Origin of the sequence: Spirillospora sp. NPDC048911 (assembly GCF_043198015.1) — a bacterium.
Classification (GTDB): domain Bacteria; phylum Actinomycetota; class Actinomycetes; order Streptosporangiales; family Streptosporangiaceae; genus Spirillospora.
Genome location: NZ_JBICUD010000001.1, coordinates 746,217 through 771,342, shown reverse-complemented (window position 1 = coordinate 771,342; position 25,126 = coordinate 746,217). Strand labels below are relative to the sequence as shown.

Here is a 25,126-nt window from a genome sequence, read left to right as displayed (position 1 = left end):
GCTGTGACGTGGGGTGGCGCCAGTCGGTATCGTGCCTGTGAGCAGAATGTCCCCTCCCCTCAGGAATCTGTGGTGTCGACCCGAGCAGGCCAGACCGCACCGACGAGCAGGCGTCCATGGCGTCGGTGAGCATGCGGCGCGTGGACGAGGTTCCCGACAAAGAGCTGCTCGCGAGGCATGCTCAGGGAGACCCGCATGCCTTCGCGGAGCTGGTCAACCGGCACCGGGACCGCATGTGGGCGGTCGCGATCCGCACCCTCGGGGATCCCGAGGAGGCGGCGGACGCGCTCCAGGACGCCTGTCTGTCGGCGTTCCGGGCCGCGGGGCGGTTCCGCGGCGACGCGGCGGTCACCACCTGGCTGCACCGGATCGTGGTCAACGCCTGCCTCGACCGGCTGCGGCGCAAGTCCGTGCGGCCGGCGACCCCGATGGGCGACGACGCCACGTTCGACGCGGTGGCGCCGAAGATGCCGGACCCCACGGACGCCCACGGGGTGTCGCTGGACGTGCACGCCGCCCTGACCCAGCTGCCGTTCGAGCAGCGTGCGGCGCTGATACTGGTCGACATGATGGGCTATTCCGTCGACGACGCGGCCAAGGTGCTCGAGGTGCCGCCCGGTACGATCAAGAGCCGCTGCGCCCGGGGACGCGCGCGACTCGCGCCACTTCTCGTCCAGCATCGGAACCGACGGGACCGTAAGAACGTCGGAGGTGTGGAAGGAGGTGGCATGCCCTGATGAACCCCGCTCACTATGACTACGACGCCCTCGCCGATCTCGCCGAGGGACTGCTCGAAGCCGATCAAGCCGCCTCCGTCAACGCGCACCTCGACACCTGCGCCGAATGCCGGGACCGATCCGCCGACCTTGCGGACGTCTCCCGGATCCTGGCGGAGGCACCCGTTCCGTCCATGCCCGCCGAACTGGCCGAGCGCATCGACACCGCCATCGCGGCGGAGTCGATGAGCAACGCCCCGGTGGTGAGCCTGGAGCAGCGGCGCGGAAGGCGGCATTGGCGGATCCTGTCCGCCGCTGCCGCGACGGTGGTAGTGCTCGGCGGCGGAGCTCTGGTCGGCAAGGCGGCCCTGAACGGGTCGGGCGATAATGATCACTCGGCGACGGCGCACTCTCCCGTCACTGACCGCAAGGATTCCAGTGGCGGCTCCGCGCAGGCGCCGTCGGAACGTACGCAGACGCTCGACCAGAACACCCGGTCCAAGGCCGCGAACGGCTCGTACACCGTCTCCCACAGCGGGACGGAGTACCGGCAGGGACAGCTGAACCGGCAGGTCGGGGAGCTGTTCGGCAAGGGTGCCGAGTTGAAGGTCGGCGGCGGCCGGGCACCGGACGCGCAGCTGGCCCAGTGCGTGACGACGATCACCGGGGGGAAGACGCCGGACCTCGTCGACGTGGCCAAGTACGAAGGCTCGGACGCCACAGTGATCGCGCTGCCCGGTGCCAAGCCCGGCACGTGGAGCGTCTGGGCCGTCGGCCCGAACTGCTCGATCCTGAAGCGCGAGCCCGCCTGACCGAAAGCCCTCCGACCGCCCGCTCCCGAACGGGAGACAGCGGCCCGGAGGGCTTTCGGCTACCTGACGTTCCTCGCCCGCAGGCCGCGCCACGGTGGGTCAGAGGTCGGCGAGGAAGGCCAGTGCCGTCGCCCAGGCCTGTTCGGCGGCCTCGGCGTCGTAGTCCGGGAGGTCGGGGTCGGTGAAGAGGTGCCCGGCGCCTCGGTAGCGGTAGACCTCGGCGTCGGCTCCCGCCTTGCGCATCCGGAGGTACCAGGCGTTCAGCCAGTCGACGGGCTCGTAGGTGTCGGGATCGGCGACGTGGAGCTGCACCGGGATGTCGGTGGACGCGTCATCGGCCAGATCCGACGTACCGTGGAAGAGGAGCAGTCCTCGGGCCTTGTCGTCGGCGAGGGCGAGGTTCTGGGCGAGGGCGCCGCCGAGCGAGAAGCCCGCGTACACCAGACCCCCGTCGGAGAGCGGCGCGGCGGCGGCCACGGCGCGCTTGAGGAGTTCGTCCCGGCCGATCTCCTCCCGGATCTCCGCCCCGGCTTCGGGATCGTCCACGACAAGCCCGTCGTAGAGGTCCGGAACGTGCACCTCGTGGCCGGCGGACGTGAGCCGTTCGGCCGCCGCGTGGACCGCGGGCCGCAGCCCGTACATCGAGTGCAGGAGAAGAATCCGTGCCATGTGGTCAAGCTTATGAGCAGGCAGGCGAGCGGATCGAACCGGACGGGAATCCCCGGGCCCTAGGATCGGTTGACGCCACTGGCAAGCCGGGCCAAGCCGGAGGCACCGGCAGCGACGACCCCCGTGGCGACCAGGGGCGGGTCCTCAGCAGGGGGCCGGAGAAGGAGAGAGGCGCAGAAAAGTGACCGACGTCCGCAACGTCATCATCATCGGCTCGGGCCCCGCGGGCTACACGGCCGCGATCTACGCGGCCCGCGGCGACCTCAAGCCGCTGGTCTTCGAGGGCTCCGTCACGGCCGGTGGTGCGCTGATGAACACCACCGACGTGGAGAACTTCCCCGGCTTCCCGGACGGGATCATGGGTCCCGACCTGATGGACAACCTGCGCAAGCAGGCCGAGCGCTTCGGGGCCGAGCTCATCACCGACGACGTCACCGAGGTCGACCTCAGCGCCGACCCGAAGGTCGTGAAGGTCGGCGAGGACGTCTACCACGCCAAGTCCGTGATCATCTCGACCGGCTCCGGCTACCGCGAGCTCGGTCTGGACGACGAGAAGCGGCTCTCCGGACGCGGCGTCTCCTGGTGTGCCACCTGCGACGGCTTCTTCTTCCGCGACCAGGACATCGCCGTGGTCGGCGGCGGCGACACCGCCATGGAAGAGGCGATCTTCCTCACCAAGTTCGCCCGTACGGTCACCGTGATCCACCGCCGCGACGAACTGCGCGCCAGCAAGATCATGCAGGATCGGGCGTTCGCCAACGAGAAGATCCGGTTCCTCTGGGACAGCGAGGTCGTGAAGATCCACGGCGGCGACAAGCTCACCGGTGTCGGCGTCCGCAACACCAAGACCGGCGCCGAGGCCGACCTCGCGCTCACCGGGCTGTTCATCGCCATCGGCCACGACCCGCGCAGCGAACTGTTCGCCGGGCAGCTCGACACCGACGCCGACGGGTACCTGCTCGTCGAGGCCCCCACCACCAAGACCAAGATCCCCGGCGTGTTCGCCTCGGGTGACGTGGTCGACCACATCTACCGCCAGGCCATCACCGCGGCGGCCAGTGGCTGCTCCGCGGCCATCGACGCCGAGCGCTGGTTGCAGGACCAGGGCACCGCGGAGCTGACCCCCCAGGTCTGACCCCCCTGGCAAGCGGCACCGGGCCGGGCGACCCGCGCCGATGCCGGCCTGGGCCCGTGTCCGTGGCGACCGGGTCCCGGCGGGATCGCCGGATCGCCCGACCAGGCGCGCGGCGGCGGGAGACCCTGCCGCCCGGAACGAAGGAGACACACCATGAAAGCCGTTACCGACGCCGACTTCGACACCGAGGTACTCAAGAGCGACAAGGCCGTCCTCGTCGACTTCTGGGCCGAGTGGTGCGGTCCGTGCCGGATGGTGGCCCCGATCCTCGAGGAGATCTCCGCCGAGCACGGCGACAAGCTCGAGATCGTCAAGATGAACATCGACGAGAACCCGCAGAAGCCCGGGCAGCTCGGCATCACCGGCATCCCGACCCTGCAGGTGTACAAGGACGGCGAGATCGTCAAGCAGATCGTCGGCGCCAAGCCGAAGGCCGCCCTGCTCCGCGAACTCGCCGAGTTCATCTGAGACCTCGCCCCTGATTTCGCTGAGACCTCGCCCCTCCCGCGGCGAGCGCGAAGCCACGGCCCGTCCCCCTGACCTGCAGGGGGACGGGCCGTGGTCGTTCTTCGTCTAGAGCTTGGTGACGCAGCCGGAGACGACCCAGCCCTTCGTGCTGCCGTAGGTGATGTAGTAGTAGGTCGTGCCCGTGACGCCGCAGGCGGTGTACGAGGGGCCGGACGAGCGGCTGTTCAAGCACCCGGTGCGGCCCTTCGGGAACAGCCCGAGCGAGGTCCCTCCGATCGAGGCGCGGATGTGCATGCTCTCCTTCGCCTTGATCGGGCTGTCGCAGGCGGCCGCCACGGCCGTCTGCGTGGTCTGCGCGGCCGCGATGCCGGCCATGCCCATGCCGGCGATCGTGAACGCGGCGGTGGCGGCCGGTGCGACGAGGAGCAGCTTCTTCATGGGGGTTCCCTTCGACGAGCCCGCATGCCACAGGCCGGCGCCCGCGGCGACGCACCAGATGATCATCAGTGCTTGATCGCCACCGTAGAAGAAAATGATCATCACCGGAAGATCATCTTTGGCCGACGGCTCAGCGGGAGCGTGCCCGGCCCGCCCCCCGCTCGGTCAGTAGCTCTTCAGTGAGATGGCGTTGGCGGCCTGGTGGATGGGCGCCACGACCTTGGCGAGCATCTTCTCCTTGCCCGGCATCCGGGAGATCAGCGACAGCATCGCCATCGAGAACCGGACCTGGCCCTTGCCGCGCATCACCATCCGCTTGATGTTGGACGGCCCGAGCTTCTGGTTGGCATCGACGAACGTCCGCAACTCCCGCTCGTATCCCTCGAACCCGGCCTCGTGATCGCCACCCGCCGCGGCCAGTTCACCGGCCAGGACGTACGCGCCGACCAGGGCAAGGCTGGTGCCCTGCCCCGAAGCGGGCGAGGCGCAGTAGGCGGCGTCACCGAGCAACACCACGCGTCCCTTCGACCAGCGTTCCATGTGGACCTGGCTGAGAGAGTCGAAGTAGAAGTCGGCGGCGTCCGCCACGCCGTCGAGCATGCGCGGCACCTCCCAGCCCTCTCCCGCGTACGCGTCGCGCAGGATCCGCTCCTGCTGGGCACGGTCACGGTGGTCGTACGAGACCGGGTCGGACGAGAACAGGAACATCGCCTTGGCGCCCGCGTCCTTGGCCGTGCTGTAGGCGAGGGCCGTCCTGCCTGGCCCGATGTAGGTGAGCTCCTCGCGATCGAGGTTCAGGTGGTTGGGAGTACTGAAGATCGATATGTAATAGCCGAGGTCGCGCAGGAACCGTTCCTCAGGGCCGAACGCCAGGGCGCGGGTGGCCGAATGGAGTCCGTCGGCGCCGACCACCAGGTCATAGACGTCGGCCTTGCCACTGGCGAACGTGACGTCAACGCCCTCCCGTCCTTCGTTCAGCGAGACGATGGAGTCGTCGAAGACGTACGTGACGTCGTCCTTCGTGTGCTCGAACAACATCCGGTGCAGGTCACCGCGGAGTATCTCGGCGTCGCCGTGCACGCGTCCGCCGAACGTGTCGCCGTCCATGCTCGCGACGCGCCTGCCCGCGGCGTTGACGACCGACCCGGCCCGTACGTCGGTGCGCATAGAGCGGATCTCGTCCAGCAGGCCCATCCGTTCGACGACCTCCAGCGCCGCGCCGCGGATATCGACCTTGTAACCGCCTTCGCGGATCGTCTCCGCCCGTTCGACGACCGTCACGCTGAATCCGTGGCGCCGCAGCCAGTAGGCCAGCGCGATGCCTGCGATGCCGGCGCCGGAGATGAGGACGTTGGTGTTCTGCATGGGGGCTCCTTGGTGGGTTATCCGGACGGTATCTCCAATTTAGACGTTTGTGCAAGACCTATGTTTTAGACATGCGTACCATATGCGTGTAAGCTCGTGGCCATGGGCAACCGTGAAGATCTGCTGGAAGGCGCGAAGCGCTGCCTGCTCGAGAAGGGCTACACACGCACCACCGCGCGCGACGTCGCGACGGCCGCGGGGGTCAGCCTGGCGGCCATCGGCTATCACTTCGGGTCGAAGGACGTGCTGCTGACCGAGGCGTTGCGTCAGGCCATCGAGGAGTGGGGCGACGACATGGCCCGCATCTCGGCCGCCGCCAAGGACGCCGACACCGATCCGGCCGAACGCTACCTCGCCACCTGGACGAAGGTGGCCGAGTCGTTCACCCACACCCGCGCCCTGTGGTCGATCCAGTTCGAGATGCTCGCCTACATAGAACACAACCCTGAGCTGCGCCAGACGTTCGCAGAGGCAGGCAAGCAGGCCCGCATGGCCCTGGTCGAGTTGTTCGGCGTCCCCGCGTCGGTGACCGACCCGAAGGAGATAGAGAAGGTCGGCGCGTACTACCAAACGTTGCTCAGCGGCCTGGCGGCCCAATGGCTACTGGACCCGGAAACCGCCCCCTCGGGCCGCGACCTGATAGAAGCGGCCCAGATCGTAGCCACAGGCCTCCCGACGCTCTCCTAACCAAGGCATCGGTCGGCGGTGACAAGGATGACAGCGACAACGCCGCAGCCCAGCCGCCAGTCGAAGCAGCTGGCGGCGGTGTGCCCGACTCCGAGAATGACAGCGACGTCCAAGGAAGCCGAGCGCTCTTACGACCTCCTACGATCCATCACCGAGAGACGCGTCCCGCACCACGACCCTGACGATTTATCGACAACGCGACATTGAAGATCGGCCCCGCACGAGAAGCCTGCCACACCCTGTCAGGTTTATCGGCCAAGGTCGTTCTCATGAACGAATCACTGAACGGGAAGATCGCGCTGGTGGCCGGGGCGACGCGGGGCGCGGGCCGAGGCATTGCCGTGGAACTGGGCGGGGCCGGTGCGACGGTCTACGTGACCGGCCGCAGCACCGCCGGACAGCGGTCGGAGATGGATCGGGACGAAACCATCGAGGAGACCGCCGAACTCGTCACCGCCGCGGGCGGCACCGGCATCCCGGTACAGGTGGACCATCTGGAGTCCGACCAGGTCAAGGCGCTGGTGGAACGCATCGAGGCAGACCAGGGCCGGCTGGACGTGCTGGTGAGCAACATCTGGGGCGGGGAGCTGCTGTTCAGCTGGGACGCCACCCTCTGGGAGCACGACCTGGACAAGGGGCTGCGCATCCTTCGGCTGGCCGTCGACACCCACATCATCACCAGTCACCACGCGCTCCCGCTGCTCCTGAAGAACCCCGGCGGCCTGGTGGTGGAGATGACCGACGGCACCGCCGACTACAACGCCGTCAACTACCGGGCCTCCTTCTTCTACGATCTGGCCAAGTCCTCGGTGACCCGGATGGCGTTCGCTCAATCCCAGGAACTGGGCCGGCGCGGCGCGACGGCGGTGCTCCTCACGCCCGGCTGGATGCGTTCAGAGATCATGTTGGAGGTATACGGCGTGACCGAGGAGACCTGGCGGGACGCGCTCGCCAAGGAGCCCCACTTCGCCATCTCCGAAACCCCGCGCTACGTAGGCCGAGCCGTAGCGGCACTGGCGTCCGACCCCGAGGTGGCCCGCTGGAACGGGCAGTCTCTCTCAAGCGGACAGCTTGCCCAGGTGTACGGATTCACCGACCTGGACGGGAGCCAGCCCGACGCCTGGTCCTACATCGTCGAAGTCCAAGACGCAGGCAAGCCCGCAGACACCACCGGCTACCGCTGAGATCCCGTCAACCCACGCCAGGCCCCACCGTCCCCACACAATCCTCCCGGCCGCAACAGCCAGGGCGGCCCCAGCCGCAGACCCAAGCCCGTCCAGCCTCCGCCGCGTAGTCCCACGAGAACGATGGAGCCAGTAGCGGACTATGACAACGGTCCTGGCAGATCTGCGCAATGAACGAGGTCCCCTGGCCGTCCACGCGGCTGGGCTGCCGGGGCGTCAAAGGAGCGGACGGTCTGCAGGGAGGTGAAGACGGCCTCGCTGATGGCAGTGCGCCTGGTGGCGCTCGGCGAGGCCATGTGACGTGGCGTCGGCCCCGCACAGTCGCGCAGGCTTGGCCGTTCAGGCTTTAGCCGTTCGGTCCTCGGCGGCGCGCAGCGCGGGTGCGGTGACTTTGTCCGGGGAGGGAGTTGGGGGCAGCAAGAGGCTCGGCGGACCGTGGAGGTGTGTGGGTCCGCCGAGCCAATGTGCTGGTTCGCTGAGCGAGCGTTCTGGCTATGCGGAGATCGGCACCTGAGGGGTCTCGTCTTCGTCGACCGCCACTTCTGGCGTGCTCGGACGGTTTCGCTTGCGCAGGTAGCGGACGACTTCGACCACGATGGTGACGCTGATGGCGCCTCCGAGGCCGAGCACGACGCCCTTGATGGGGTCGTTCTCGAAGGCCATTCCGCCCAGGTAGCCGAGCAGCGTCCCGTACAGCGCCCAGCTGACCGCGGCGAGCGTGGCGAAGAAGGTGAAGGACCGCAGGCGGTAGTGGACGCAGCCCATGGTCATGGTGACCGCCGTCCGTCCGCCGGGGACGTAGCGGGCCACCACGAGGATCAGCCCGCCGCGTTCGTGCATCGTCCGGCTCGCCCAGTCGAACGCCTTGTGCCGGCGGGTGCCGGGGCGAAGCCGGGAGGTCAGGCGGCTGCCCGAGCCGCGTCCGATGAAGTAGGAGATGTGGTCGCCGACAAAGGCTCCGAGGGCGGCGAGGACCACGACGACCACCACGTTCGGTTCGCCGGTGGCCGCGTACACGCCCGCGGTGATGACCATGCTCTCGCTGGGCACCACCGGAAAGAAGCCGTCGATCGCCGCGACCGCGAACAGCGCCACATAGAACCACGGCGAGGTGACCGCCGTATGCACAAGATCCAGAATTCCGTCCACCCGGGCAAACCTAGTGAACGATCACTAGTCCCCGGATCGGCCGAATGTCTAGGACCGCACCCTACTTTCGGCAGGGACCCAACAGACTTCGGCCTTTCAGGCGGCCTCAGACGGGACGGAGCGCGCCCTCTGGGGTCATGGAGCCGAGAAGGCGTTCCAGGGCCACCTCGACGTCCTCACGCCACGAGAGAGCCGACTTGAGTTCGAGCCGGAGGCGCGGATAACGGTGGTGCGGTCGTACGGTCTTGAACCCGACCGAAAGCAGGTAGTCGGCCGGCACCATGCAACCGCCCTCCTCACCCTTCAGATCGCCGAAGGCCTCGATGGCCTTCACCGCCCTGCGAGTGAGGTCCTTGGCCACGCCCTGCACGAGCATCCGGCCCAGCCCGCCGCCCGAGAATTCGGGCAGGATGTGCGCGGTCATCAGCAGCACGGCGTCGGCGCTGACGGGGCTGGTCGGGAACGCGACCGAGCGCGGCACGTAGAGCGGCGGCGCGTACAGCACGAACCCGGCCGGCGCGTTGTCCACGTACACGATCTTGCCGCAGCTGCCCCACTCGAGCAGCGTCGAGGAGATCCAGGCCTCCTTCTCGAGGTCCGGGTCACCGTCCTCCACGGCGCGGTCCCGGCTCACCGGGTCCAGCTCCCAGAAGACACAGCGACGACAGCGACGCGGGAGATCGTCGAGATTGTCCAACGTGATGTTGACGAGACGACGCGACACCGGATCGGCACCCCTTGGTGGACCCGCCCGGCGAACCTCGGGTGGCGCGCGGCCGAGGACCGGACATGGAGCGGCTGGGGAACGGGTTTACTCGCGCGGAGCGCCACTTCGCGGAAATTCCCGACAACTAGCCGGGTTCCTCAGGCATCGTATCGGACGGAAGGCTTCGTCCCGCAGTATGCACGACCCGGTGGGCGTGGACGATCCGATGGCTTGCCAGATCGTTAACAATGCTCGACGGAGAGTCACAGGAAAGGCCTCGCAGCCAGCGCGGCTCGAACGTGACGGCAATCAGCCGTGCCGGTCAGCATGGGGCCCGTCCACGGTCGTGTGACAGCGATGCCGTATTTTGCAGGGAAAATCCAGCGCCACGGAGGTGCCTCGTGGAACAGCACTCGCGTACAGATGCCTACTCCGATCGCTATGCCGCCCGTGCCGCCGGCATGGTCGCCTCTGAGATCCGGGCTCTGTTCGCAGTCGCTGCCCGTCCCGAGGTGGTCTCACTGGCGGGCGGCATGCCCTACGTGTCCGCGCTGCCACTCGACGCTGTGGGCGAGATGGTGGGCGACCTCGTCGCGCGCAACGGTGCCGAGGTGCTGCAGTACGCGTCGGCGCAGGGCGACCCGGGCTTGCGTGAGCAGATCTGCGAGGTCATGTCGCTGGAGGGCATCCAGGCCTCGGCGGACGATGTCGTGGTGACCGTCGGCGCCCAGCAGGCCCTCGATCTCATCACGCGGATCTTCGTCGACCCCGGCGATGTCATCCTGGCCGAAGCGCCCTCGTACGTCGGCGCTCTCGGCACGTTCGCCTCGTACCAAGCGGACGTCGTCCACGTGCCGATGGACGAGGGCGGGCTCATCCCGTCCGCGCTGCGCGAGGCCCTCGAACGGCTGCGGGTCGAGGGGCGCCGGGTCAAGTTCCTCTACACGGTGCCCACGTTCCAGAACCCCGCCGGAGTCACCCTCACCGCCGCTCGCCGCGCCCAGATCATGGAGATCTGCGCCGCGTTCGACGTGCTCGTCATCGAGGACAACCCCTATGGCCTCCTCGGCTTCGACAACGAGCCCATGCGGGCGCTTCGCGCGGACGACCCGGACCGGGTCATCTACCTCGGCTCGTTCTCCAAGACGATCGCCTCCGGCCTCCGCGTCGGCTGGGTCCTGGCGCCGCACGCGGTACGCGCCAAGCTCGTGCTGGCCGCCGAGTCCGCGGTGCTGTGCCACTCAAGCCTGACTCAGCTGGCGGTGCGGGAGTACCTGACGACCCAGCCGTGGCGAGAGCAGATCAAGGACTTCCGCGAGCTCTACCGCGAGCGCCGGGACGCGATGCTGGAGTCGCTGGAATCGCTGATGCCGGAAGGCTGCACGTGGACCCGCCCGGCCGGTGGCTTCTTCGTGTGGCTGAGTCTTCCCGAGGGGATGGACGCGAAGGCCATGGCCCCCCGCGCCATCGCCCAGCGCGTCGCGTACGTCCCGGGCACCGGCTTCTACGCTGATGGCACCGGCCACCGCCACATGAGGCTGTCGTACTGCTATCCCGAGCCCCACCGGATCCGCGAAGGGGTTCGGAGGCTGGCCGGAGTGATCGAGCAGGAGATTCAGCTCCGGGACACCTTCGGCGGGACGGGCAGCACCGGCGCTCACTCGGCCCTGGTAGACACACCCGGCCCCGAAACCCTCTAAGGCCAGGCTGCGCCCCCGAGACCCTCTAGGGCGCAGCCGCGTCAACCGCAGGCCCGCCGATCACCGATCGGCAGCTCGGCCACGTCCCCAGGCACCGCAAGACACGCCAGCCTGGCCTCATGTCACACACGCACGCCCGAGCCGTCCCCCCGCCGCCGTCATGCCCTGCACCGGGCCGTGTGCCCCAGCCCCACCGCGCTATGCCCCCACGCCGCCGCCGCTCCGGCCCCCGCCGCCATCAAACCTGCGCTGCCGCATTGCTCCAGCCCCCACCGCCGTCAAACTTGTACGGCCGCGTTGCTCCAGCCCTCGCCGTCGCCATCCCACGCCACCACCGCTCTTGCCTCCCGCCGTCGTCATACTTGCGCTGGCGCGTTGCTCCAGCCCCGCCGCCATCACGCTTACGCTGCCGCGTTACTCCAGCCCCGCAGCCATCACGCCTGCGCTCCCGCCGTGCCCCAGTCCCCGCTGCCGTTATGCCCGCCTGCCGCCCCCTCTGGCTCCCGCCGTCGTCCAACTGGCGCTGCCGCCGTACCCCAGGCCCCGCCGTCGCCATGCTCCACGCCGCCGCCACCGCTCTTGCCTCCCGCCGTCATCAAGCTTGCGCTGGCGCGTTACTCCAGCCCCCGCCGCCGTCATGCCCTGCACTTCCGCCCTGCCCCAGCCCCCACCCTCGCCATGCCCCACCGCTGCCCCCCGCTCCGGCTCCGGTCGCCGTCAAACTTGCACTGCCGCTGTGCTCCAGCCACCGACGTCGTCATGCTTCGCGCTGTCGCCCCTCCCCACCCGGCAACGTCATGAGGCCCTCCAGCCAAGCTCGTGCCATCCAACCCACCCGTATGACAGCCGTGATCCGGCACGTCCTTCCTCAACAACGCCGAACGAACCGCCGGGCCCGCCAGGATGCGGCAGGCGCCCAAAAGCGGGACCGCAGGGAGACGATCAGACAGGGGTGACCCACCAGCCAGGTAATCCGGTCAAGCGATCGGACGGTCCCGCGGCGGGCTGACCACCAGAGCCCACGTGATCGTGGAGGGCCGCGGTCTGCCAATGGCCGTCCCGGTCACTGCAGGCAACGCCTATGACTCGACCGTGTTTGAGGAGCTGATGCAGTTCGTTCGCGTCCCTCGATCAGGCGGTGGTCTGCACAAGCCCGGACGCGCTCCTAGCGGACAAGGCCTACGCATCCCGCCGGATCCGCGGCTACCTGCGCGCCCCGGTGGCATCAAGGCCGTCATCGCGCAACCAGCCGACCAGCAAGCCCACCGCCGCAACCTCATCGAACGTTACTTCAACCGCCTCAAGCAATTCCGCGCCATCGCCACCCGCTTTGACAAGCCGGCCAGCCGCTACCGCTCCGGCATCCTGCTGGCCAGCCTCATCCTCTGGCTCCGCGAATTATCAGACACGGCCTAGAACCGGCCGCTTTCGAACCACCAGCGGATGCACCCGCATGAGGTCACGGCCCGTGGAAACCTGGCCTCGCCTGCTGCGCCAGGGCGGCGTCCGCACGCCTCCTACGGCCGTCATCCGAGCCATCGCTTTTCAGGCACCCGCCCCGGTCGCGTCATCTGCCACTCTGGTTTCCTTGGAATGCCGTCAAGCTGCTTTCATCTCTACGCGGATGCCGTCTGAAGGGGCACTGGATTGGAACTCGGGCACGTGGTCGTCCTCGCCGGAGGCCTCTCGTATGAGCGGGAGGTCTCCCTGCGTTCAGGTCGCCGGGTCGCCGACGCGCTCCGCTCGGTCGACGTCCCCGTGGAACTTCGAGACGCGGACGCCACGCTGCTGGACTCACTCACGAACGACCCACCGGATGCTGTCTTCCCTGTCCTCCACGGCTCCGCCGGCGAGGACGGCTCGATCCGCGACGTGCTCGAACTACTCGACGTTCCATACGTGGGTGCCCGTCCGGACGCCTGCAGGGTCGCCTGGGACAAGCCGACCGCCAAGGCCGTCGTACGCCAGGCGGGCATTGCCACACCTGCCTCCGTGGCCCTCCCCAAAGAGGTCTTCCACGACCTCGGTGCGGCGTCCGTGCTCGACCGGATCGTCGACCGGTTGGGGCTCCCGCTCTTCGTCAAACCCACCCGTGGCGGCTCCGCCCTTGGCGCCTCCGTCGTACGTGAGGCAAGTGAACTTCCCGCCGCGATGGTGGGCTGCTTCGCCTACGGGGACGCGGCGCTCGTCGAGCAGTACGTGGAAGGCATCGAGATCGCGGTCAGTGTCATCGAACAGGCCGGAGAGCCTCTCGCGCTCCCGGCCGTAGAGATCGTCGCCCCCAACGGCCTCTACGACTACACCGCCCGCTATGACGCCGGCGACACCGAGTTCGTGACTCCCGCACGTCTCTCTCCCGAAGCCGCCCAACGAGCCACGGCCGCCGCCGTGACCGCCCATCGCGCCCTAGGCCTACGGGACCTCTCTCGCACGGACCTCATCGTCGACGCGTCCGGTGAGGTCTACTTCCTGGAGGTCAACGTCGCCCCTGGGATGACCGAGACAAGCCTTCTCCCCCGCGCTGTCAGCGTCGCAGGCCTAGAGCTCGGCACCATCTGCCGCGACCTGATCCTCCGCCGCTACGCCTGACCGCCACCAACGTTTCCCGTGAAACATCACCCGCGCCTCCCGACAGGTGCACCGAGGGCCGTGGCGCTAGGCGGTCATCATCCCGCTCTACCCCATCGCTGATCGAACTCCTTCACGTCCACACATCTGGCCCGCCAGACCGGATCTCCATCAGCGGCAAGCACCCGGCGGCGACAAAGAAGGCGCCGCTAGGCCCAACCTCACACAGTCGCCTCACGGCGGAGAACGCACGTACTCGCAACGCTCCCGGAACGAGTGACACCCCGATGGGTCCGTTTCCTCAACCGCAACCTGATGCCGCTGTTGGTCCCCCGCTATTGGGGCCGTGTCAGAGTCGTCGTCCGCCGGGGAACCCACGATGACGAGACTCAACAACCACCACGGCGCCCAGCATCTAGGACCGCAGGTGCCCGGGGCTTCGGCTAAGTGCCCTTGGTGTCCAACCCGTCGCCAACCGCGGAGCGCCAAGTGCGGGCGCTCTGGAGCCGCCGCTTCACGAGGAAACGCACGGAACCGCGGAGCATGACGACGGCTCAGCAACTTGGGCCAGCCCGGAGTCAGCGCGCGGCGTCCGCCGGGAGACATTCGACGCTATCTGCGCCCGTCGTGCCCAGGGTTCCTGCGTCGAGGACGCCCGCGTTGCCGAGCAGGCCCCGATGCTGCGATTCCGAGTGATACGCGGCTCTTGGCGTGACCGACATCGATGTCACGCCGATCGCCGCACGCGCCAAGCAGACCAACCCGATCCCCCCATTAACGACGCCTACACCAACCAGACCACGTCAGCGAAGCCCGTGCTGGCTCCCACACAACAATCCACCATCTCCGTGTTGCGAGCCCAACACGGCTACCGCCCAGCTGTGAGTCAGTGCGATCCCGTGGAATGCGTTCGGTGACCCAGACGCTTCACCTGGACCAGGACAGCAGCAACGAGGCCGTATTCGGACGTGGATGGCCCCGTGCGAGTCTCGTGCGGCTCGCAGCGCAGCGTGAGGGCGACGGTTTCATGTGAAACGGGGACCGGAGCTTGGTTGTCGCTCGGCGATGGAAGAGGACGCTTGCGCAGGCCGAAAGGTGCTACTACATTCGCTCGGCCACGAACGACCTTCATGCGCTGGTCCAGCCAGGGCTCGCTGCCGATGCGCTGGGGCCGTACGACGAGCCCTGCAGCGTCCTGACCCCGTCGGCAACTGCCACTTCTGCAGAATCCTGTGCGGGTGGGCCACACACGCGTACGTGATTCGGCGCCTTTCGCGGTGCGGTCCGCGAACGCTTGATGGGGACCCCTGCCGCTTGCATCCCGCGGAGAGCGTGCGAGACCAGCCCATGTGCTCTAGATCGCAACGAGCGCGTGTTTCATGTGAAACCAAGACGCCGACTTTGGCTAGGCAAGGGCGTCCTGCAGTCGCTCAAATCCCTGCAACGCCACTCTCCGGCGTGTCCACCACGTAGGGGATGCCTATCCGGCCGATCGACTGCTGCGACACATCTGACCGTCCCAGCATGCTCTCTGAGCCGATCTACCCCAGCGTGCGCCATGCGCCCGGCGATAGCCAGACGACATCCAGCTCCACAATCGCGTCAATTCAACTTCTGCAGCGGCCAGGCGACATGGTCAGCGTCCCCACGGCTGGGACGATGGCTGTGTGCAGGGAACGCCAGAGCGGCGTCGAGGCAGGAATGGCACCCGATCCCACAGGCATCCGGCTTGATTTCGCCAGGAGGCCGGCTGGCGCAGATCCTCGGAGCGTGAAGGCGGCTTGGATGGGCATGGGCATGAGAACGCCCCGAGGGCTGCGAGGCTCTCGGGGCGGTGTGGCGGGTGAGGCGATCAGATCTCCTGGTCTCCGACTCCCTTTTCGTCAGGGACCATCGTCTTGATGATGCGGTCGAGATCCTCCAGGGAGGCGAACTCGACCACGATCTTGCCCTTGTTGCGGCCGAGGTCTACGCGCACCTTGGTCTCGTAGCGGTCGGAGAGCCGGTCGGCCAGCTGCTTGAGAGCGGGTGCGACCGGCTTCTTGCGCTTCTGGCGAGGCGTCGTGGGGCCGTCCTCGACGTCGCGCATGGCGATGATCTCTTCGACCGCGCGGACGGAGAGGCCCTCGGCGACGATGCGGGCGGCCAGGTTCTCCTGCGCCTCGACGCTCTCCAGAGAGAGGAGAGCGCGAGCATGGCCGGCGGACAGCACGCCAGCGGCGACACGACGCTGAACTGCGGGAGGCAGGTTGAGCAGCCGCAGGGTGTTGGTGATGTGCGGCCGGGAGCGCCCGATGCGCGTTGCCAGTTGCTCGTGGGTGGCGCCGAAGTCCTCCAGGAGCTGCTGGTAGGCGGCGGCCTCCTCCAGCGGGTTGAGCTGCTGGCGGTGCAGGTTCTCCAGGAGAGCGTCCCGGAGCATGTCATTGTCGCCGGTGTCGCGAACGATCGCCGGGATGACGTCAAGGCCGGCGAGCCGGGAGGCACGCCAGCGGCGCTCACCCATGACGAGCTCGTAGTCGTGCTCGCGGGACTCGATCTTGCGTACGACGATCGGCTGCAGGAGACCGACGATGCCGATCGACTCGGACAGCTCTTCGAGAGCCTGCTCGTCGAAGTTGTCGCGGGGCTGCCGGGGGTTGGGGCGGATGGCGTCGAGTGCGAGCTCGGCGAAATGCGCTCCGGCGACCGGCTGGATGGCCGGAGCGGCTGCCCCGTCCGAGCCGTTCGGGCCACCGGGAAGGCCTGGCTCGCCCGCCGTTCCGGGGCTACCCGGAGGCGGAGCCGTGGGGATGAGGGCGCCCAGCCCCTTGCCCAGGCCTCGTCGCTGCTGGCTCACGCCGCCTCCCCGTTCGGCCGCCCGGCCACGTTCAGATGGTTGCTCACTGCGCCGCTCCGCGATGGGCGATCTCGGATGCGGCCTCGCTGTAGGCGAGCGCACCACTCGATCCCGGATCGTACGTCATGACGGACTGGCCGTAGCTCGGCGCCTCCGAGACGCGGACGCTACGCGGGATCACGGTGTTGAGCACGACATCCCCGAAGTGCTCGCGAACGTCATCGGCCACCTGAGCGGCCAGCCGCGTGCGCGCGTCGTACATCGTCAGCAGGATCGTGGAGACGTTGAGCCTCGGATTGAGGTGCGCCTTCACCAGGTCTACGGTACGGATCAGCTGCCCCAGACCTTCCAGCGCATAGTACTCGCACTGGATCGGGATGAGCAGCTCATCGCCGCCGACGAGGGCATTGACCGTCAGGAGCCCCAGTGACGGCGGGCAGTCGATGAGGACGTAGTCGAACTTGTCCGTGTCGTACGAGTCGAGAGCACGACGCAGCCGGGACTCCCGGGCGACCTTCGAGACCAGCTCGATCTCGGCACCGGCGAGGTTCAGCGTGGCCGGAGCGCAGAAGAGATTGGGGATGTCGGCGGCCGGCACGACGATGTCGGCCAGCGGCATGTCCTCGATGAGCACGTCGTATATCGAGGGGATCTCGGCGTGATGCTCCACTCCGAGCGCCGTGGACGCGTTCCCCTGCGGGTCCAGGTCGACGACCAGGACCTGGGCGCCGTGCATCGCCAGGGAGGCGGCCAGGTTGACCGAGCTCGTGGTCTTGCCCACGCCGCCCTTCTGGTTGGCGATGGTGACCACACGGCAGTCGGCGGGCCTGGGCCACTCCTTCTCCCGCCGGCCCGATCTGGCTTTGATCACGGGCACCGATGTTTCTTGTGAAACATTGGCGTCCTTGAGCGCCTCGCGCACGAGCTGTGATTCCCCCTGAGATGGTCCCTTGCGCGGGCCTGGCGGCTGCTGCGCGCCTCCGTTGGTCGGTACGTATCCGACGGTCTCCGCGGTCCCGGACGTTGTGTTGCCCCACATTGCGTGCCCTGACGGGGTGCCGGCCGGGGTCGTACCCGTGTCCGGCCCGGTGGCCGGCGTCTCCACGACGCCTTCAGCCGACGCTTCCCCGCCCTCCGGCGCCTCGCCCTCACCGGGCCAGCCCAGGCCGGACGTGTCGTCATCGGGGGATTCGTTGGCGCGGTCAGGCCAGCCCAGTCCTGGTCCCGTGCTCATGAAGACCTCTTCCTCGACCCTTTGGCGTCGCCCTTCCCAGCCAACCGACCCCGGCCGGACTGCCGGCGGGGTTCGTGCTCGGCGACCACACGGACAAGCGTTGTCGGCGGCTCGACCTTACCGCGCCCCACTTGGAGTAGTTCAGTCGTACGTACACCGAACCGCTTCAGAACGGGCTGAGCCTCGTCCAATTCGGCCGCCGCACGCTCACCTTTCATCGCCAGGAGCTCGCCTCCGGGACGCAGAAGTGGCAGCGCCCATTTGGCGAGCCGCTCCAGCGGGGCCACCGCCCTGGCGGTCGCGACGTCGACGGAAAGGTCCCGGACGACCTCTTCGGCGCGGCCACGACGTACTTCGACGTTGGCGAGCTCCAGCATCTCGACGGCCTCGTTCAAGAAGGTCGTCCGACGCAGCAACGGCTCCAGCAGGGTGATCGAGAGATCCGGCCGGACGATCGCCAGCACGATCCCGGGCAGGCCGGCACCCGAGCCGATGTCGACTACCTTGGCATTCTCCGGAATCGCCTCCGCCACCACGGCACAGTTGATCAGGTGCCGCTCCCAGAGCCGATCGACCTCGCGCGGACCGATCAGGCCGCGTTCGACTCCGGCATCGGCGAGAAACTCCGCATAACGCTCGGCCAGCGCCAGCGCGTCGCCGAAAACCTCACTCGCAATCCCCACCGTACGAATCGTTCCACAAAAAGACCCGAGGACGCACACACGAAACGACCAGGGCGAAGACTGTTCGGACGGACACAAGGGTCTTACTGCCCACAGACGCAGGCATATTCGCCCCTGGTCGGGTAGAGGCGAGACAGCAGCCCGTCCGAAACGGAAGGAGCCCCCGAGTCATGGGAGTGGGAGTCAGTCTCGCCTTCATCAGCTTCGGCGCGATTCTCGCGTTCGCCCTACGCGTCGAACTCTCCGGCATAGATATCCAACTCGTCGGCTGGATCCTCATCTTGGCGGGGGCCGTCAGCATGGCCTTCACCCTCCTCTACACCCGCCCCCGGCGCCAGGCCGGCCTCATGGTCGGGGCAGATCCCGGCTACACCGAACCCGTGGAGCCTGAAACGATCATCCACGAGGAACGCACCGTCGAGCAGACCCCCAACGGCCCGGTTGAGCACATCGAACGCGTCATCGAACGGCCTGGGCACGTGGATCCGCCCCAGGGTCACAGCACCCAGGACCCGGCGATCGCTCAGGATCCCGCGATCGCTCAGGACCCCGCGAAGCAGAATCGCCCCAGCGCCACCACCCCTCCCCTGCGTCGCGCCCCTCACGAACGTCCTTCCTAACCCCCGTTTCGCAGGACAGGGCTCAACTGAAGACGGAAGGCGCCCGGTCGACTGTCGGCGATCACCACCTCGCCGACCGCTCCCGCAAAGTCGGCCGGGCACCGACCACTGTGCCGGTACGCAAGCAATCACCTGTAGTAACCAGAGGGTCATCCCTGCACGATCTCCCCCAGATCCTCACAGCGCTCACGCATCCACAGCAGTCGGGGACCTGTGCACAACGAAGACCGTCGAGTTCCACAGCCGGGTCAGGCCTCCCCACCGAGAGGCGCAGCGCTGCGTGGTGCTGCTTATGAGAGCAACCAAGCCAGCGCATTCACACCGCCGAGCTGAACCGGGGGGCGCTGAGCTACCCAGTTGTTCGAGGACGGCGGAAACCGGTCGGCCCCACCCCCAACTTGGTGAGCTCTCGAAGGTGCGGCGCAAAGCGACCTCGGTCATCTCTACCGTTCGGCGGACTGTCTCGAAGCAGAGTGGAGTGGCGCCGCAGAGAAGAGCGCGGGGTGGAAGCGGCGCGGAGCGAGCGGAGACAGCGCGAACCCAGGAGGATGGCGAGTCAGGACAGCTTGTGCAGTGATGGGCGCGGCGTGGAAGCGCGCGACGCGGTGATATGGCGGGCACGGCGATACGGCGGGCGCGATGATTCGGCGGGCGCAGTCACGCGGCTCGCGCGGTCATGCGGCTCGCGCGGTCATGCGGCTCGCGCGGTCATGCGGCTGGCGCGGCGGTACAGCGTGGCGGGGATGAAAAACGGCGCCGCGCCCGGCTTTGCGGGGGCGGCGCCGTTCTCTCTTGTCAGGTCAGGCGGGGAGGACCACCACGTAGCGCTCCGGCTCTTCGCCTTCGGACTCGCTGCGGAGGCCGGCGGCGGCCACTGCGTCGTGAACGATCTTGCGTTCGAACGGGGTCATGGGAGCGAGGGGCTTGGGCTGGCCGCTCTGCTTGACCTCGTCCGAGATGTCCTGGCCCAGCTTGGTGAGCTCGGCGCGGCGGCGCTCGCGGTAGCCGCCGATGTCGAGCATCAGGCGGGTGCGGTTGCCGGTCTGGCGGTGCACCGCCAGGCGGGTCAGCTCCTGCAGAGCCTCCAGGACCTCGCCGCGCTTGCCGACCAGTTCGTCGAGAGAGGCGCCGACCACCGCGACCATGGCGCGCTCGCCCTCGACGTCCATGTCGATGTCGCCGTCATAGTCACCGATGTCCAGCAGACCCTCGATGTAGTCGGCGGCGATCTCGCCTTCCTGCTCGAGCGCCTGGACGTCGACCTCGGTGGTGTCGGTCTGGCTCAACGGGATCTCCTTCTTCGACAAGGACCGGGGTTCAAACTAGCGCTTCTGGCTGCCGCTGCGCTTGCTGCGCGGCTTGCGGGTCGGCTGGTTGCGCACGACCTTCGGCTTCTCCTCGGGCTCGGGGGCCGGCTCCGGCTCCTTCTTGAGCTTCTTGAGCCCCACGGCAGGCTTGTCGCCCTTGCCGTTGCCATTGCCGTTGCCGTTGCCGTTGTCGTCGTGCGGGTAGTACTTCTTGTAGATGTAGTGCTGCTGTGCGAGCGTCCAGCTGTTGGACGTCACCCAGTACATGAGCACGCCCAGCGGGAATCCCAGGCCGAAGAGACCGAACAGCGGCGCGAGGAAGACCATCATCTTCTGCGCCTGCATCATCGGGTTGTTGTCGTCCATCGTGCCCTGCAGCTTCTGCCGCTGCATGCTCGCCCGCACCGTGAAGAACGTGGTGCACGAGCTGATGATCACCGCGATGCCGGTGACGACGATGGCGCTCCAGCTCTTGGGGTCGGCGCCCCACGCGTTCAGGAACGTGTCGGGGATGTGCGCACCGAAGATGTTGGCCTTCTGCGCGCTCTGCACCAGGTCTGGTGTGACCGCGAAGACACCCTGGCCCTCCTTGGCGTCCGAGACGCGCTTGAGGACCTGGAAGAGGCCGATGAAGACCGGCATCTGCACCAGGATCGGCAGGCAGCCCGACAGCGGGTTGGCGCCGTTCTCCTGGTAGACCTTCATGACCTCCTGATTGAGGCGCTGCTTGTCGTTCTTGTACTTCTTGCGCAGCGCCTGAATCTTGGGGTTCAGCTCCTGCATCTTCTTCGACGCGTGGATCTGCTTCACGAACAGCGGGAAGAGCACCAGCCGCAGCATCACCGTCAGCAGGATGATGGAGCCGCCCCAGGCCCATCCGCTGTCCTTGTCAATGCCAATGGAGCTCAGGCCCGTGTGAATCCACACGATGAGCTGAGCGACGACCTTGTATAGCGGATCAAGCACCGGGCAGCTCCTTGGGCTCTGCTAGGGCGGGGCCGCTCTCGTCGCGGCCGGAGGTCTTCGAGGGTGCGTCCCCTCGGCGGGGCGGTACGGGGTCGTAGCCGCCTCGGTGGAAGGGCTGGCACCGGCCGATCCGGCGGACCGTGAGCCAGGTGCCCCGCAGTGCGCCGTGCACCTGGAGGGCCTCCAGGCCGTACGCGCTGCAGCTGGGCTGGAAGCGGCACTGCTGTCCGAGCAGAGGGCTCAAGAAGCGTCGGTAGGCGCGGACGAGGAGCATCAGCGCACGTGCCGCGAGGCTCGGCCTCGCGACCTCGTGCGGCGAGGGGACGTACCCCTCTGGCTGGCTCGTCATTTCCGTCCCTTGGACGCGGGCCGCAGCAGCCGGTCGAGCGCCGACTCGAGATCCGCGGCCAGTTCGTCGTGGCGTGCCGTACCCGCGGCGGGGTTGGCGCGCACTACGAGCAGGCTACCCCGCGGAACTCGATCGAGGTGCGCGCGAACGAGGTGGCGGAGCCTGCGTCGTACGGAATTCCGCACGACCGCGTTCCCCACGTTGCGGGCCACGATGAAACCGACCAACGGGTCCTCTTCGGTGGCGTCATCTCTGCGAAGCAGGTGAACGACGACAGTTGGCCGTCCGGCGCGGCGACCGCGCCGGACGGCCAACGTGAACTCGTCCCGCCGCCGCATCCGGTGTCCGGACGGCAGCATGCGAAGGGAGGATCAGACCGCGATGCGGGCGCGGCCCTTGCCGCGCCGCGCGGAAAGGACGGCGCGCCCGGCGCGCGTGCGCATGCGCAGCCGGAAGCCGTGCTTCTTGTGGCGACGACGGTTGTTCGGCTGGAAAGTACGCTTGCTCACTCGAGGCTCCAGTGCTGCGGTCGGTTGGTTCTTCAGGCGCGAAAATTCGCATCGAGGGCCGCGTCTGGTCCCTCGCAGCGGGGGCCCATCCGGCTTTCCCTACGGGCAAGACAGCGGGCACGCGTCATCTCCGTCGATGCGACTCGACCTCAAGACGTTACGGGCTGGCTGCCCACTAGGTCAAACGGAGAGCACCGACTCGGAGTGCCCCCAGGATACCCGTCCGAACTCCTCTTCCGAGCCACACCGGGACCGACGAGGCGGTCGAGCCGGCGGGGCGGACGAGGCGGACGGGGTTGGTGGACTCTGTTGCGAGCGGGCCGCGCTCAGCGCTAAGGTCTCCCGGCAAGCCGATGGACTATCTACGTCTTTTCAGCCGGCTTTCCTCCCCTCCTGAGACTCGCGGCGAGCTGCCTTGAGGCCTCTTCGGAACACCTACCTGGCCATCCGCCGTGGGCTTTTGCACAGGCATCCGATGCTCATGCACAGCGTGTGGACAACTCTGTGGACAACTCGTGAGAGAGTAAGGCTTCCGCGGCGGGGCTGAGCTCTTTGGGACTGGCCGGGCCCGTGGTGAAGCAAGGCAACCGGGGTGCCTCGGTTGACGGGGAGTTTTGGGAGGGACCTTGCGCATGGACGGTCAGGATCTCGCGTCGGTCTGGGCCCGCACCCTCACTGCACTCACCGAAGGCGAACTTCCGCCGAGCTACCGCGCTTGGCTGCCGATGGTCCGGCCCCTGGCCCTTGTCGAGGGCACCGCGCTCCTCGCCGCTCCGAACGAGTTCGCCAAGGACGCCCTGGAGACCCGGCTGCGCAACCTGATCACGCAGGCCCTGTCGCATGAGCTGGGCCGCGAGATCCGCGTCGCCGTCACCGTCCACCCCGAGGCCAACGAGGGCGACCCGCGCGGGCCCGAGTCCGCTTCTTATGGCGAACGCCCGTACACGGAGCAGCCCTACGAGGATCGGCCCTACGGCGGCCAGTCTTATGGAGAGCAATCTTCGTACGGAGATCAGTCTTCATATGGGGACCAGTCCTCATACGGAGACCAGCAGCAGCCGCCCTACGGTGACCAGGGTTACACCGAGCAGTTCGGTGAACGGTCCTACGGAGATCAGGGTTACGGCTCGTCCCAGCCGGGAGTTGTCCACAACCCATCCCCTGGAGGCGGTGGATATCCACCGCAGGATGAGGATCGTGGATGGCCGCAGCGTGACAGCGAACACTCGGGCGGCTATCCGACCACCGCGCCGCGTCCGCCCGCGTACGGCGCGGGGCCCGGCAACCGCGGTCCGTACGACGGACGCGGCCCGCAGCAGGGCGGTGGTTTCCCAGGGCGCGGCAGGGCGAGCGGACCCGGAGGTCCTGGCGGGCCTGGCGGCGGGCCTGGCGGGCCTGGCGGCTCGGAGGGACGAGGTTCCGGCGGGAACGGGTCCGATTCCTATGGCCATGGTGGCGAGTTGCCCGGACGTCAGCCGGGTTCGCACGCCAAGATGCCGGGCGGCAGGCACGCCCCGTCCCATCTGAACGACCGCACCCTCGGCGCGCCCCGGCAAGGCCGGCCGGCCGAGCCCCCGAACCGCGGCGGCGAGCCACAGCATGGTGGCGAATCTCACCTCGGCCCCCGAGGTCGCGGTCGCGAGACCGAAGACGTCTTCGGCAGCGGCGACCCTTACACGAACGACTCGTATCAGGCCGACCCTTTCCAACAGGACACGTTCCAACAAGACGCCTTCCAGCAGGACACCTTCCAGGCGGACGACTCCTACCGCAACGAAGATGCCCTGCGAGACGAGGAATCCTCTGGCCCCGGCCAGGGAGAACCTCGGATCGGAGGGCCAAGCGGCATGCCGGGCTCAGGCGGCGGCGGTATGTCGAGCGGTGGCGGTCAAGGGGCACCCGCGGGCGGCTCAGGCTCCGGCTCGGGTACGAGCGGCGGCGGCGCCGAGCACGCGCGGCTGAATCCGAAGTACACGTTCGAGACGTTCGTCATCGGCTCGTCCAACCGGTTCGCGCACGCGGCCGCCGTCGCCGTCGCCGAACAGCCGGCCAAGGCGTACAACCCGCTGTTCATCTATGGAGACTCTGGCCTCGGCAAGACGCACCTGCTGCACGCCATCGGCCACTACGCGCAGAGTCTCTTCAACGGAGCTCGCGTGCGATACGTGAGCTCCGAGGAGTTCACCAACGACTTCATCAACTCGATCCGCGACGGCAAGGCCGACGGTTTCCGCCGGCGCTACCGGGATGTGGACATCCTCCTCGTCGACGACATCCAGTTCCTCGAAGGCAAGGAACAGACGCAGGAGGAGTTCTTCCACACGTTCAACACGCTCCACAACGCGAGCAAGCAGATCGTGATCTCCAGTGATCGGCCGCCTAAAGAACTGGTGACGCTGGAGGATCGGCTGCGCAACCGGTTCGAGTGGGGGCTCACCACCGACGTCCAGCCGCCCGAGCTCGAGACCCGCATCGCGATCCTGCAGAAGAAGGCGCGGCAGGAGGGGCTGGCCGCGCCGCCGGACGTGCTGGAGTTCATCGCCTCGCAGATCGCGACCAACATCCGCGAGCTCGAGGGCGCGCTGATCCGGGTGACCGCGTTCGCCAGCCTCAACCGCCAGTCGGTGGACATGAAGCTGGCCGAGATCGTCCTGAAGGATCTCATCCCCAACGACTCCGGCCCGGAGATCACCGCGGCGATGATCATGGCGCAGACTGTGGAGTACTTCGGGACGACGATCGAAGACCTCTGTGGACCGTCGCGGTCGCGCATGCTGGTGACCGCCCGGCAGATCGCGATGTACCTGTGCCGCGAGCTCACCGAGCTGTCGCTCCCCAAGATCGGGCAGCAGTTCGGCGGCCGCGACCACACCACGGTCATGCACGCCGAACGCAAGATCCGTTCATTGATGGCCGAGCGCCGCGCCATCTACAACCAGGTCACGGAGCTGACCGGACGGATCAAGCATCAGGCGCGCAAACGCTGACCCGCCGCGCGGCCGCCGCCGCGCCGCCTCGTCCGCCG

At 67.9% G+C, this 25,126-nt stretch carries 24 protein-coding genes; 11 read left to right on the top strand and 13 right to left on the bottom strand.

The features are described from left to right. The first annotated feature begins 116 nt into the window (after nucleotides 1-116). Together sigM and ACGFNU_RS03655 are read left to right on the top strand one after the other, a co-directional pair. Nucleotides 117-737 (top strand): RNA polymerase sigma factor SigM, encoded by a 621-nt coding sequence (gene sigM / locus ACGFNU_RS03660; RefSeq protein WP_392589840.1) that lies wholly within the window; start codon nucleotides 117-119, stop codon nucleotides 735-737. Next, entirely contained in the window at nucleotides 737-1,528 is a 792-nt protein-coding gene (locus ACGFNU_RS03655; protein ID WP_392589838.1) for an anti-sigma factor family protein, read from the top strand. The genes sigM and ACGFNU_RS03655 overlap by 1 nt, the downstream gene beginning before the upstream one ends. 99 nt (nucleotides 1,529-1,627) lie before the next feature. Here ACGFNU_RS03655 and ACGFNU_RS03650 read toward each other — a convergent pair whose 3' ends face one another. Next, nucleotides 1,628-2,197 carry a dienelactone hydrolase family protein gene (locus ACGFNU_RS03650; RefSeq protein WP_392589837.1) on the bottom strand — a complete coding sequence of 190 codons (570 nt, stop codon included), beginning with the start codon at nucleotides 2,195-2,197 and terminating at the stop codon, nucleotides 1,628-1,630. 181 nt (nucleotides 2,198-2,378) lie between these two features. Between ACGFNU_RS03650 and trxB the strand changes: the two genes are divergently transcribed. Both trxB and trxA read left to right on the top strand, forming a co-directional pair. Beyond that, nucleotides 2,379-3,332 carry a thioredoxin-disulfide reductase gene (gene trxB, locus ACGFNU_RS03645; RefSeq protein ID WP_392589835.1) on the top strand — a complete coding sequence of 318 codons (954 nt, stop codon included), beginning with the start codon at nucleotides 2,379-2,381 and terminating at the stop codon, nucleotides 3,330-3,332. A 153-nt stretch (nucleotides 3,333-3,485) separates the two neighbouring features. Further along, on the top strand, nucleotides 3,486-3,800 hold the full coding sequence (gene trxA, locus ACGFNU_RS03640) for a thioredoxin (protein ID WP_392589834.1): 315 nt from the start codon (nucleotides 3,486-3,488) through the stop codon (nucleotides 3,798-3,800). Between the two features lie 105 nt (nucleotides 3,801-3,905). Here trxA and ACGFNU_RS03635 read toward each other — a convergent pair whose 3' ends face one another. After that, complete coding sequence (locus tag ACGFNU_RS03635) at nucleotides 3,906-4,340, bottom strand: hypothetical protein (protein WP_392589832.1); 435 nt, start codon at nucleotides 4,338-4,340, stop codon at nucleotides 3,906-3,908. Nucleotides 4,341-4,403: 63 nt separating this feature from the next. After that, nucleotides 4,404-5,603 carry an FAD-dependent monooxygenase gene (locus ACGFNU_RS03630; RefSeq protein WP_392589831.1) on the bottom strand — a complete coding sequence of 400 codons (1,200 nt, stop codon included), beginning with the start codon at nucleotides 5,601-5,603 and terminating at the stop codon, nucleotides 4,404-4,406. A 102-nt stretch (nucleotides 5,604-5,705) separates the two neighbouring features. On the opposite strand from ACGFNU_RS03630, the gene ACGFNU_RS03625 reads away from it, so the two are divergent. Beyond that, nucleotides 5,706-6,290, top strand: coding sequence for a TetR/AcrR family transcriptional regulator (locus ACGFNU_RS03625; RefSeq protein WP_392589829.1), 585 nt, complete (start codon nucleotides 5,706-5,708; stop codon nucleotides 6,288-6,290). A 269-nt stretch (nucleotides 6,291-6,559) separates the two neighbouring features. Beyond that, nucleotides 6,560-7,474: an SDR family oxidoreductase gene (locus ACGFNU_RS03620; protein WP_392589827.1), complete on the top strand. Its 915-nt coding sequence runs from the start codon at nucleotides 6,560-6,562 to the stop codon at nucleotides 7,472-7,474. A 492-nt stretch (nucleotides 7,475-7,966) separates the two neighbouring features. On the opposite strand, the gene ACGFNU_RS03615 is transcribed toward ACGFNU_RS03620, so the two are convergent. Next, a complete protein-coding gene (locus ACGFNU_RS03615; RefSeq protein ID WP_392589825.1) occupies nucleotides 7,967-8,623 on the bottom strand; it encodes a DedA family protein in 657 nt (218 codons plus the stop codon). A gap of 106 nt (nucleotides 8,624-8,729) precedes the next feature. Next, on the bottom strand, nucleotides 8,730-9,347 hold the full coding sequence (locus ACGFNU_RS03610; RefSeq protein WP_392589823.1) for a GNAT family N-acetyltransferase: 618 nt from the start codon (nucleotides 9,345-9,347) through the stop codon (nucleotides 8,730-8,732). A gap of 443 nt (nucleotides 9,348-9,790) precedes the next feature. On the opposite strand from ACGFNU_RS03610, the gene ACGFNU_RS03605 reads away from it, so the two are divergent. From ACGFNU_RS03605 to ACGFNU_RS03595, 3 genes are all read left to right on the top strand, one after another. After that, on the top strand, nucleotides 9,791-11,029 hold the full coding sequence (locus ACGFNU_RS03605; RefSeq protein ID WP_392590991.1) for a PLP-dependent aminotransferase family protein: 1,239 nt from the start codon (nucleotides 9,791-9,793) through the stop codon (nucleotides 11,027-11,029). Between the two features lie 1,023 nt (nucleotides 11,030-12,052). Then, nucleotides 12,053-12,445, top strand: a complete 393-nt coding sequence (locus ACGFNU_RS03600; protein ID WP_392589821.1) for a hypothetical protein — start codon at nucleotides 12,053-12,055, stop codon at nucleotides 12,443-12,445. A 231-nt stretch (nucleotides 12,446-12,676) separates the two neighbouring features. After that, nucleotides 12,677-13,618: a D-alanine--D-alanine ligase gene (locus tag ACGFNU_RS03595; protein ID WP_392589820.1), complete on the top strand. Its 942-nt coding sequence runs from the start codon at nucleotides 12,677-12,679 to the stop codon at nucleotides 13,616-13,618. 1,831 nt (nucleotides 13,619-15,449) lie between these two features. Here ACGFNU_RS03595 and ACGFNU_RS03590 read toward each other — a convergent pair. The 3 genes from ACGFNU_RS03590 to rsmG form a co-directional block, all read right to left on the bottom strand. After that, a complete protein-coding gene (locus ACGFNU_RS03590; protein WP_392589818.1) occupies nucleotides 15,450-16,433 on the bottom strand; it encodes a ParB/RepB/Spo0J family partition protein in 984 nt (327 codons plus the stop codon). Between the two features lie 43 nt (nucleotides 16,434-16,476). Further along, nucleotides 16,477-17,355, bottom strand: a complete 879-nt coding sequence (locus ACGFNU_RS03585) for a ParA family protein (RefSeq protein WP_392590990.1) — start codon at nucleotides 17,353-17,355, stop codon at nucleotides 16,477-16,479. Between the two features lie 308 nt (nucleotides 17,356-17,663). Next, on the bottom strand, nucleotides 17,664-18,350 hold the full coding sequence (rsmG, locus tag ACGFNU_RS03580) for a 16S rRNA (guanine(527)-N(7))-methyltransferase RsmG (protein WP_392589817.1): 687 nt from the start codon (nucleotides 18,348-18,350) through the stop codon (nucleotides 17,664-17,666). Nucleotides 18,351-18,520: 170 nt separating this feature from the next. Here rsmG and ACGFNU_RS03575 point away from each other — a divergent pair, with 170 nt between their 5' ends. Further along, nucleotides 18,521-18,970 (top strand): DUF6458 family protein, encoded by a 450-nt coding sequence (locus ACGFNU_RS03575; protein ID WP_392589815.1) that lies wholly within the window; start codon nucleotides 18,521-18,523, stop codon nucleotides 18,968-18,970. An 800-nt stretch (nucleotides 18,971-19,770) separates the two neighbouring features. Here the strand turns inward: ACGFNU_RS03575 and ACGFNU_RS03570 are convergent. Genes ACGFNU_RS03570 through rpmH form a run of 5 tightly spaced genes read right to left on the bottom strand, consistent with a single transcriptional unit; the run spans nucleotide 19,771 to nucleotide 22,101 of the window. Next, nucleotides 19,771-20,256 (bottom strand): protein jag, encoded by a 486-nt coding sequence (locus ACGFNU_RS03570; RefSeq protein ID WP_392589814.1) that lies wholly within the window; start codon nucleotides 20,254-20,256, stop codon nucleotides 19,771-19,773. A gap of 36 nt (nucleotides 20,257-20,292) precedes the next feature. Then, nucleotides 20,293-21,243: a membrane protein insertase YidC gene (gene yidC / locus ACGFNU_RS03565; protein WP_392589812.1), complete on the bottom strand. Its 951-nt coding sequence runs from the start codon at nucleotides 21,241-21,243 to the stop codon at nucleotides 20,293-20,295. Further along, complete coding sequence (yidD, locus tag ACGFNU_RS03560; protein ID WP_392589810.1) at nucleotides 21,236-21,592, bottom strand: membrane protein insertion efficiency factor YidD; 357 nt, start codon at nucleotides 21,590-21,592, stop codon at nucleotides 21,236-21,238. The genes yidC and yidD overlap by 8 nt, the downstream gene beginning before the upstream one ends. Continuing rightward, the gene (gene rnpA / locus ACGFNU_RS03555) at nucleotides 21,589-21,930 is read right to left on the bottom strand and encodes a ribonuclease P protein component (RefSeq protein WP_392590988.1); all 342 of its coding nucleotides are present in this window, start codon (nucleotides 21,928-21,930) and stop codon (nucleotides 21,589-21,591) included. Before rnpA ends, yidD begins: the two co-directional genes overlap by 4 nt. Before the next feature lie 33 nt (nucleotides 21,931-21,963). Beyond that, the gene (rpmH, locus tag ACGFNU_RS03550) at nucleotides 21,964-22,101 is read right to left on the bottom strand and encodes a 50S ribosomal protein L34 (protein ID WP_019633682.1); all 138 of its coding nucleotides are present in this window, start codon (nucleotides 22,099-22,101) and stop codon (nucleotides 21,964-21,966) included. Nucleotides 22,102-22,733: 632 nt separating this feature from the next. Here rpmH and dnaA point away from each other — a divergent pair. Continuing rightward, nucleotides 22,734-25,088 (top strand): chromosomal replication initiator protein DnaA, encoded by a 2,355-nt coding sequence (gene dnaA / locus ACGFNU_RS03545; RefSeq protein WP_392589809.1) that lies wholly within the window; start codon nucleotides 22,734-22,736, stop codon nucleotides 25,086-25,088. Nucleotides 25,089-25,126 lie beyond the last annotated feature (38 nt).

Excerpts from the sequence above, each read along its gene's own strand:
- ACGFNU_RS03630 (WP_392589831.1), bottom strand. The coding sequence starts at position 5,603 with ATGCAGAACACCAACGTCCTCATCTCCGGCGCCGGCATCGCAGGCATC.
- ACGFNU_RS03620 (WP_392589827.1), top strand. The coding sequence starts at position 6,560 with ATGAACGAATCACTGAACGGGAAGATCGCGCTGGTGGCCGGGGCGACG.
- ACGFNU_RS03635 (WP_392589832.1), bottom strand. The coding sequence starts at position 4,340 with ATGATCATTTTCTTCTACGGTGGCGATCAAGCACTGATGATCATCTGG.
- dnaA (WP_392589809.1), top strand. The coding sequence starts at position 22,734 with ATGGACGGTCAGGATCTCGCGTCGGTCTGGGCCCGCACCCTCACTGCA.
- rnpA (WP_392590988.1), bottom strand. The coding sequence starts at position 21,930 with ATGCGGCGGCGGGACGAGTTCACGTTGGCCGTCCGGCGCGGTCGCCGC.
- ACGFNU_RS03605 (WP_392590991.1), top strand. The coding sequence starts at position 9,791 with ATGGTCGCCTCTGAGATCCGGGCTCTGTTCGCAGTCGCTGCCCGTCCC.
- ACGFNU_RS03650 (WP_392589837.1), bottom strand. The coding sequence starts at position 2,197 with ATGGCACGGATTCTTCTCCTGCACTCGATGTACGGGCTGCGGCCCGCG.
- ACGFNU_RS03655 (WP_392589838.1), top strand. The coding sequence starts at position 737 with ATGAACCCCGCTCACTATGACTACGACGCCCTCGCCGATCTCGCCGAG.
- yidD (WP_392589810.1), bottom strand. The coding sequence starts at position 21,592 with ATGACGAGCCAGCCAGAGGGGTACGTCCCCTCGCCGCACGAGGTCGCG.
- trxA (WP_392589834.1), top strand. The coding sequence starts at position 3,486 with ATGAAAGCCGTTACCGACGCCGACTTCGACACCGAGGTACTCAAGAGC.
- sigM (WP_392589840.1), top strand. The coding sequence starts at position 117 with ATGGCGTCGGTGAGCATGCGGCGCGTGGACGAGGTTCCCGACAAAGAG.
- ACGFNU_RS03625 (WP_392589829.1), top strand. The coding sequence starts at position 5,706 with ATGGGCAACCGTGAAGATCTGCTGGAAGGCGCGAAGCGCTGCCTGCTC.
- ACGFNU_RS03575 (WP_392589815.1), top strand. The coding sequence starts at position 18,521 with ATGGGAGTGGGAGTCAGTCTCGCCTTCATCAGCTTCGGCGCGATTCTC.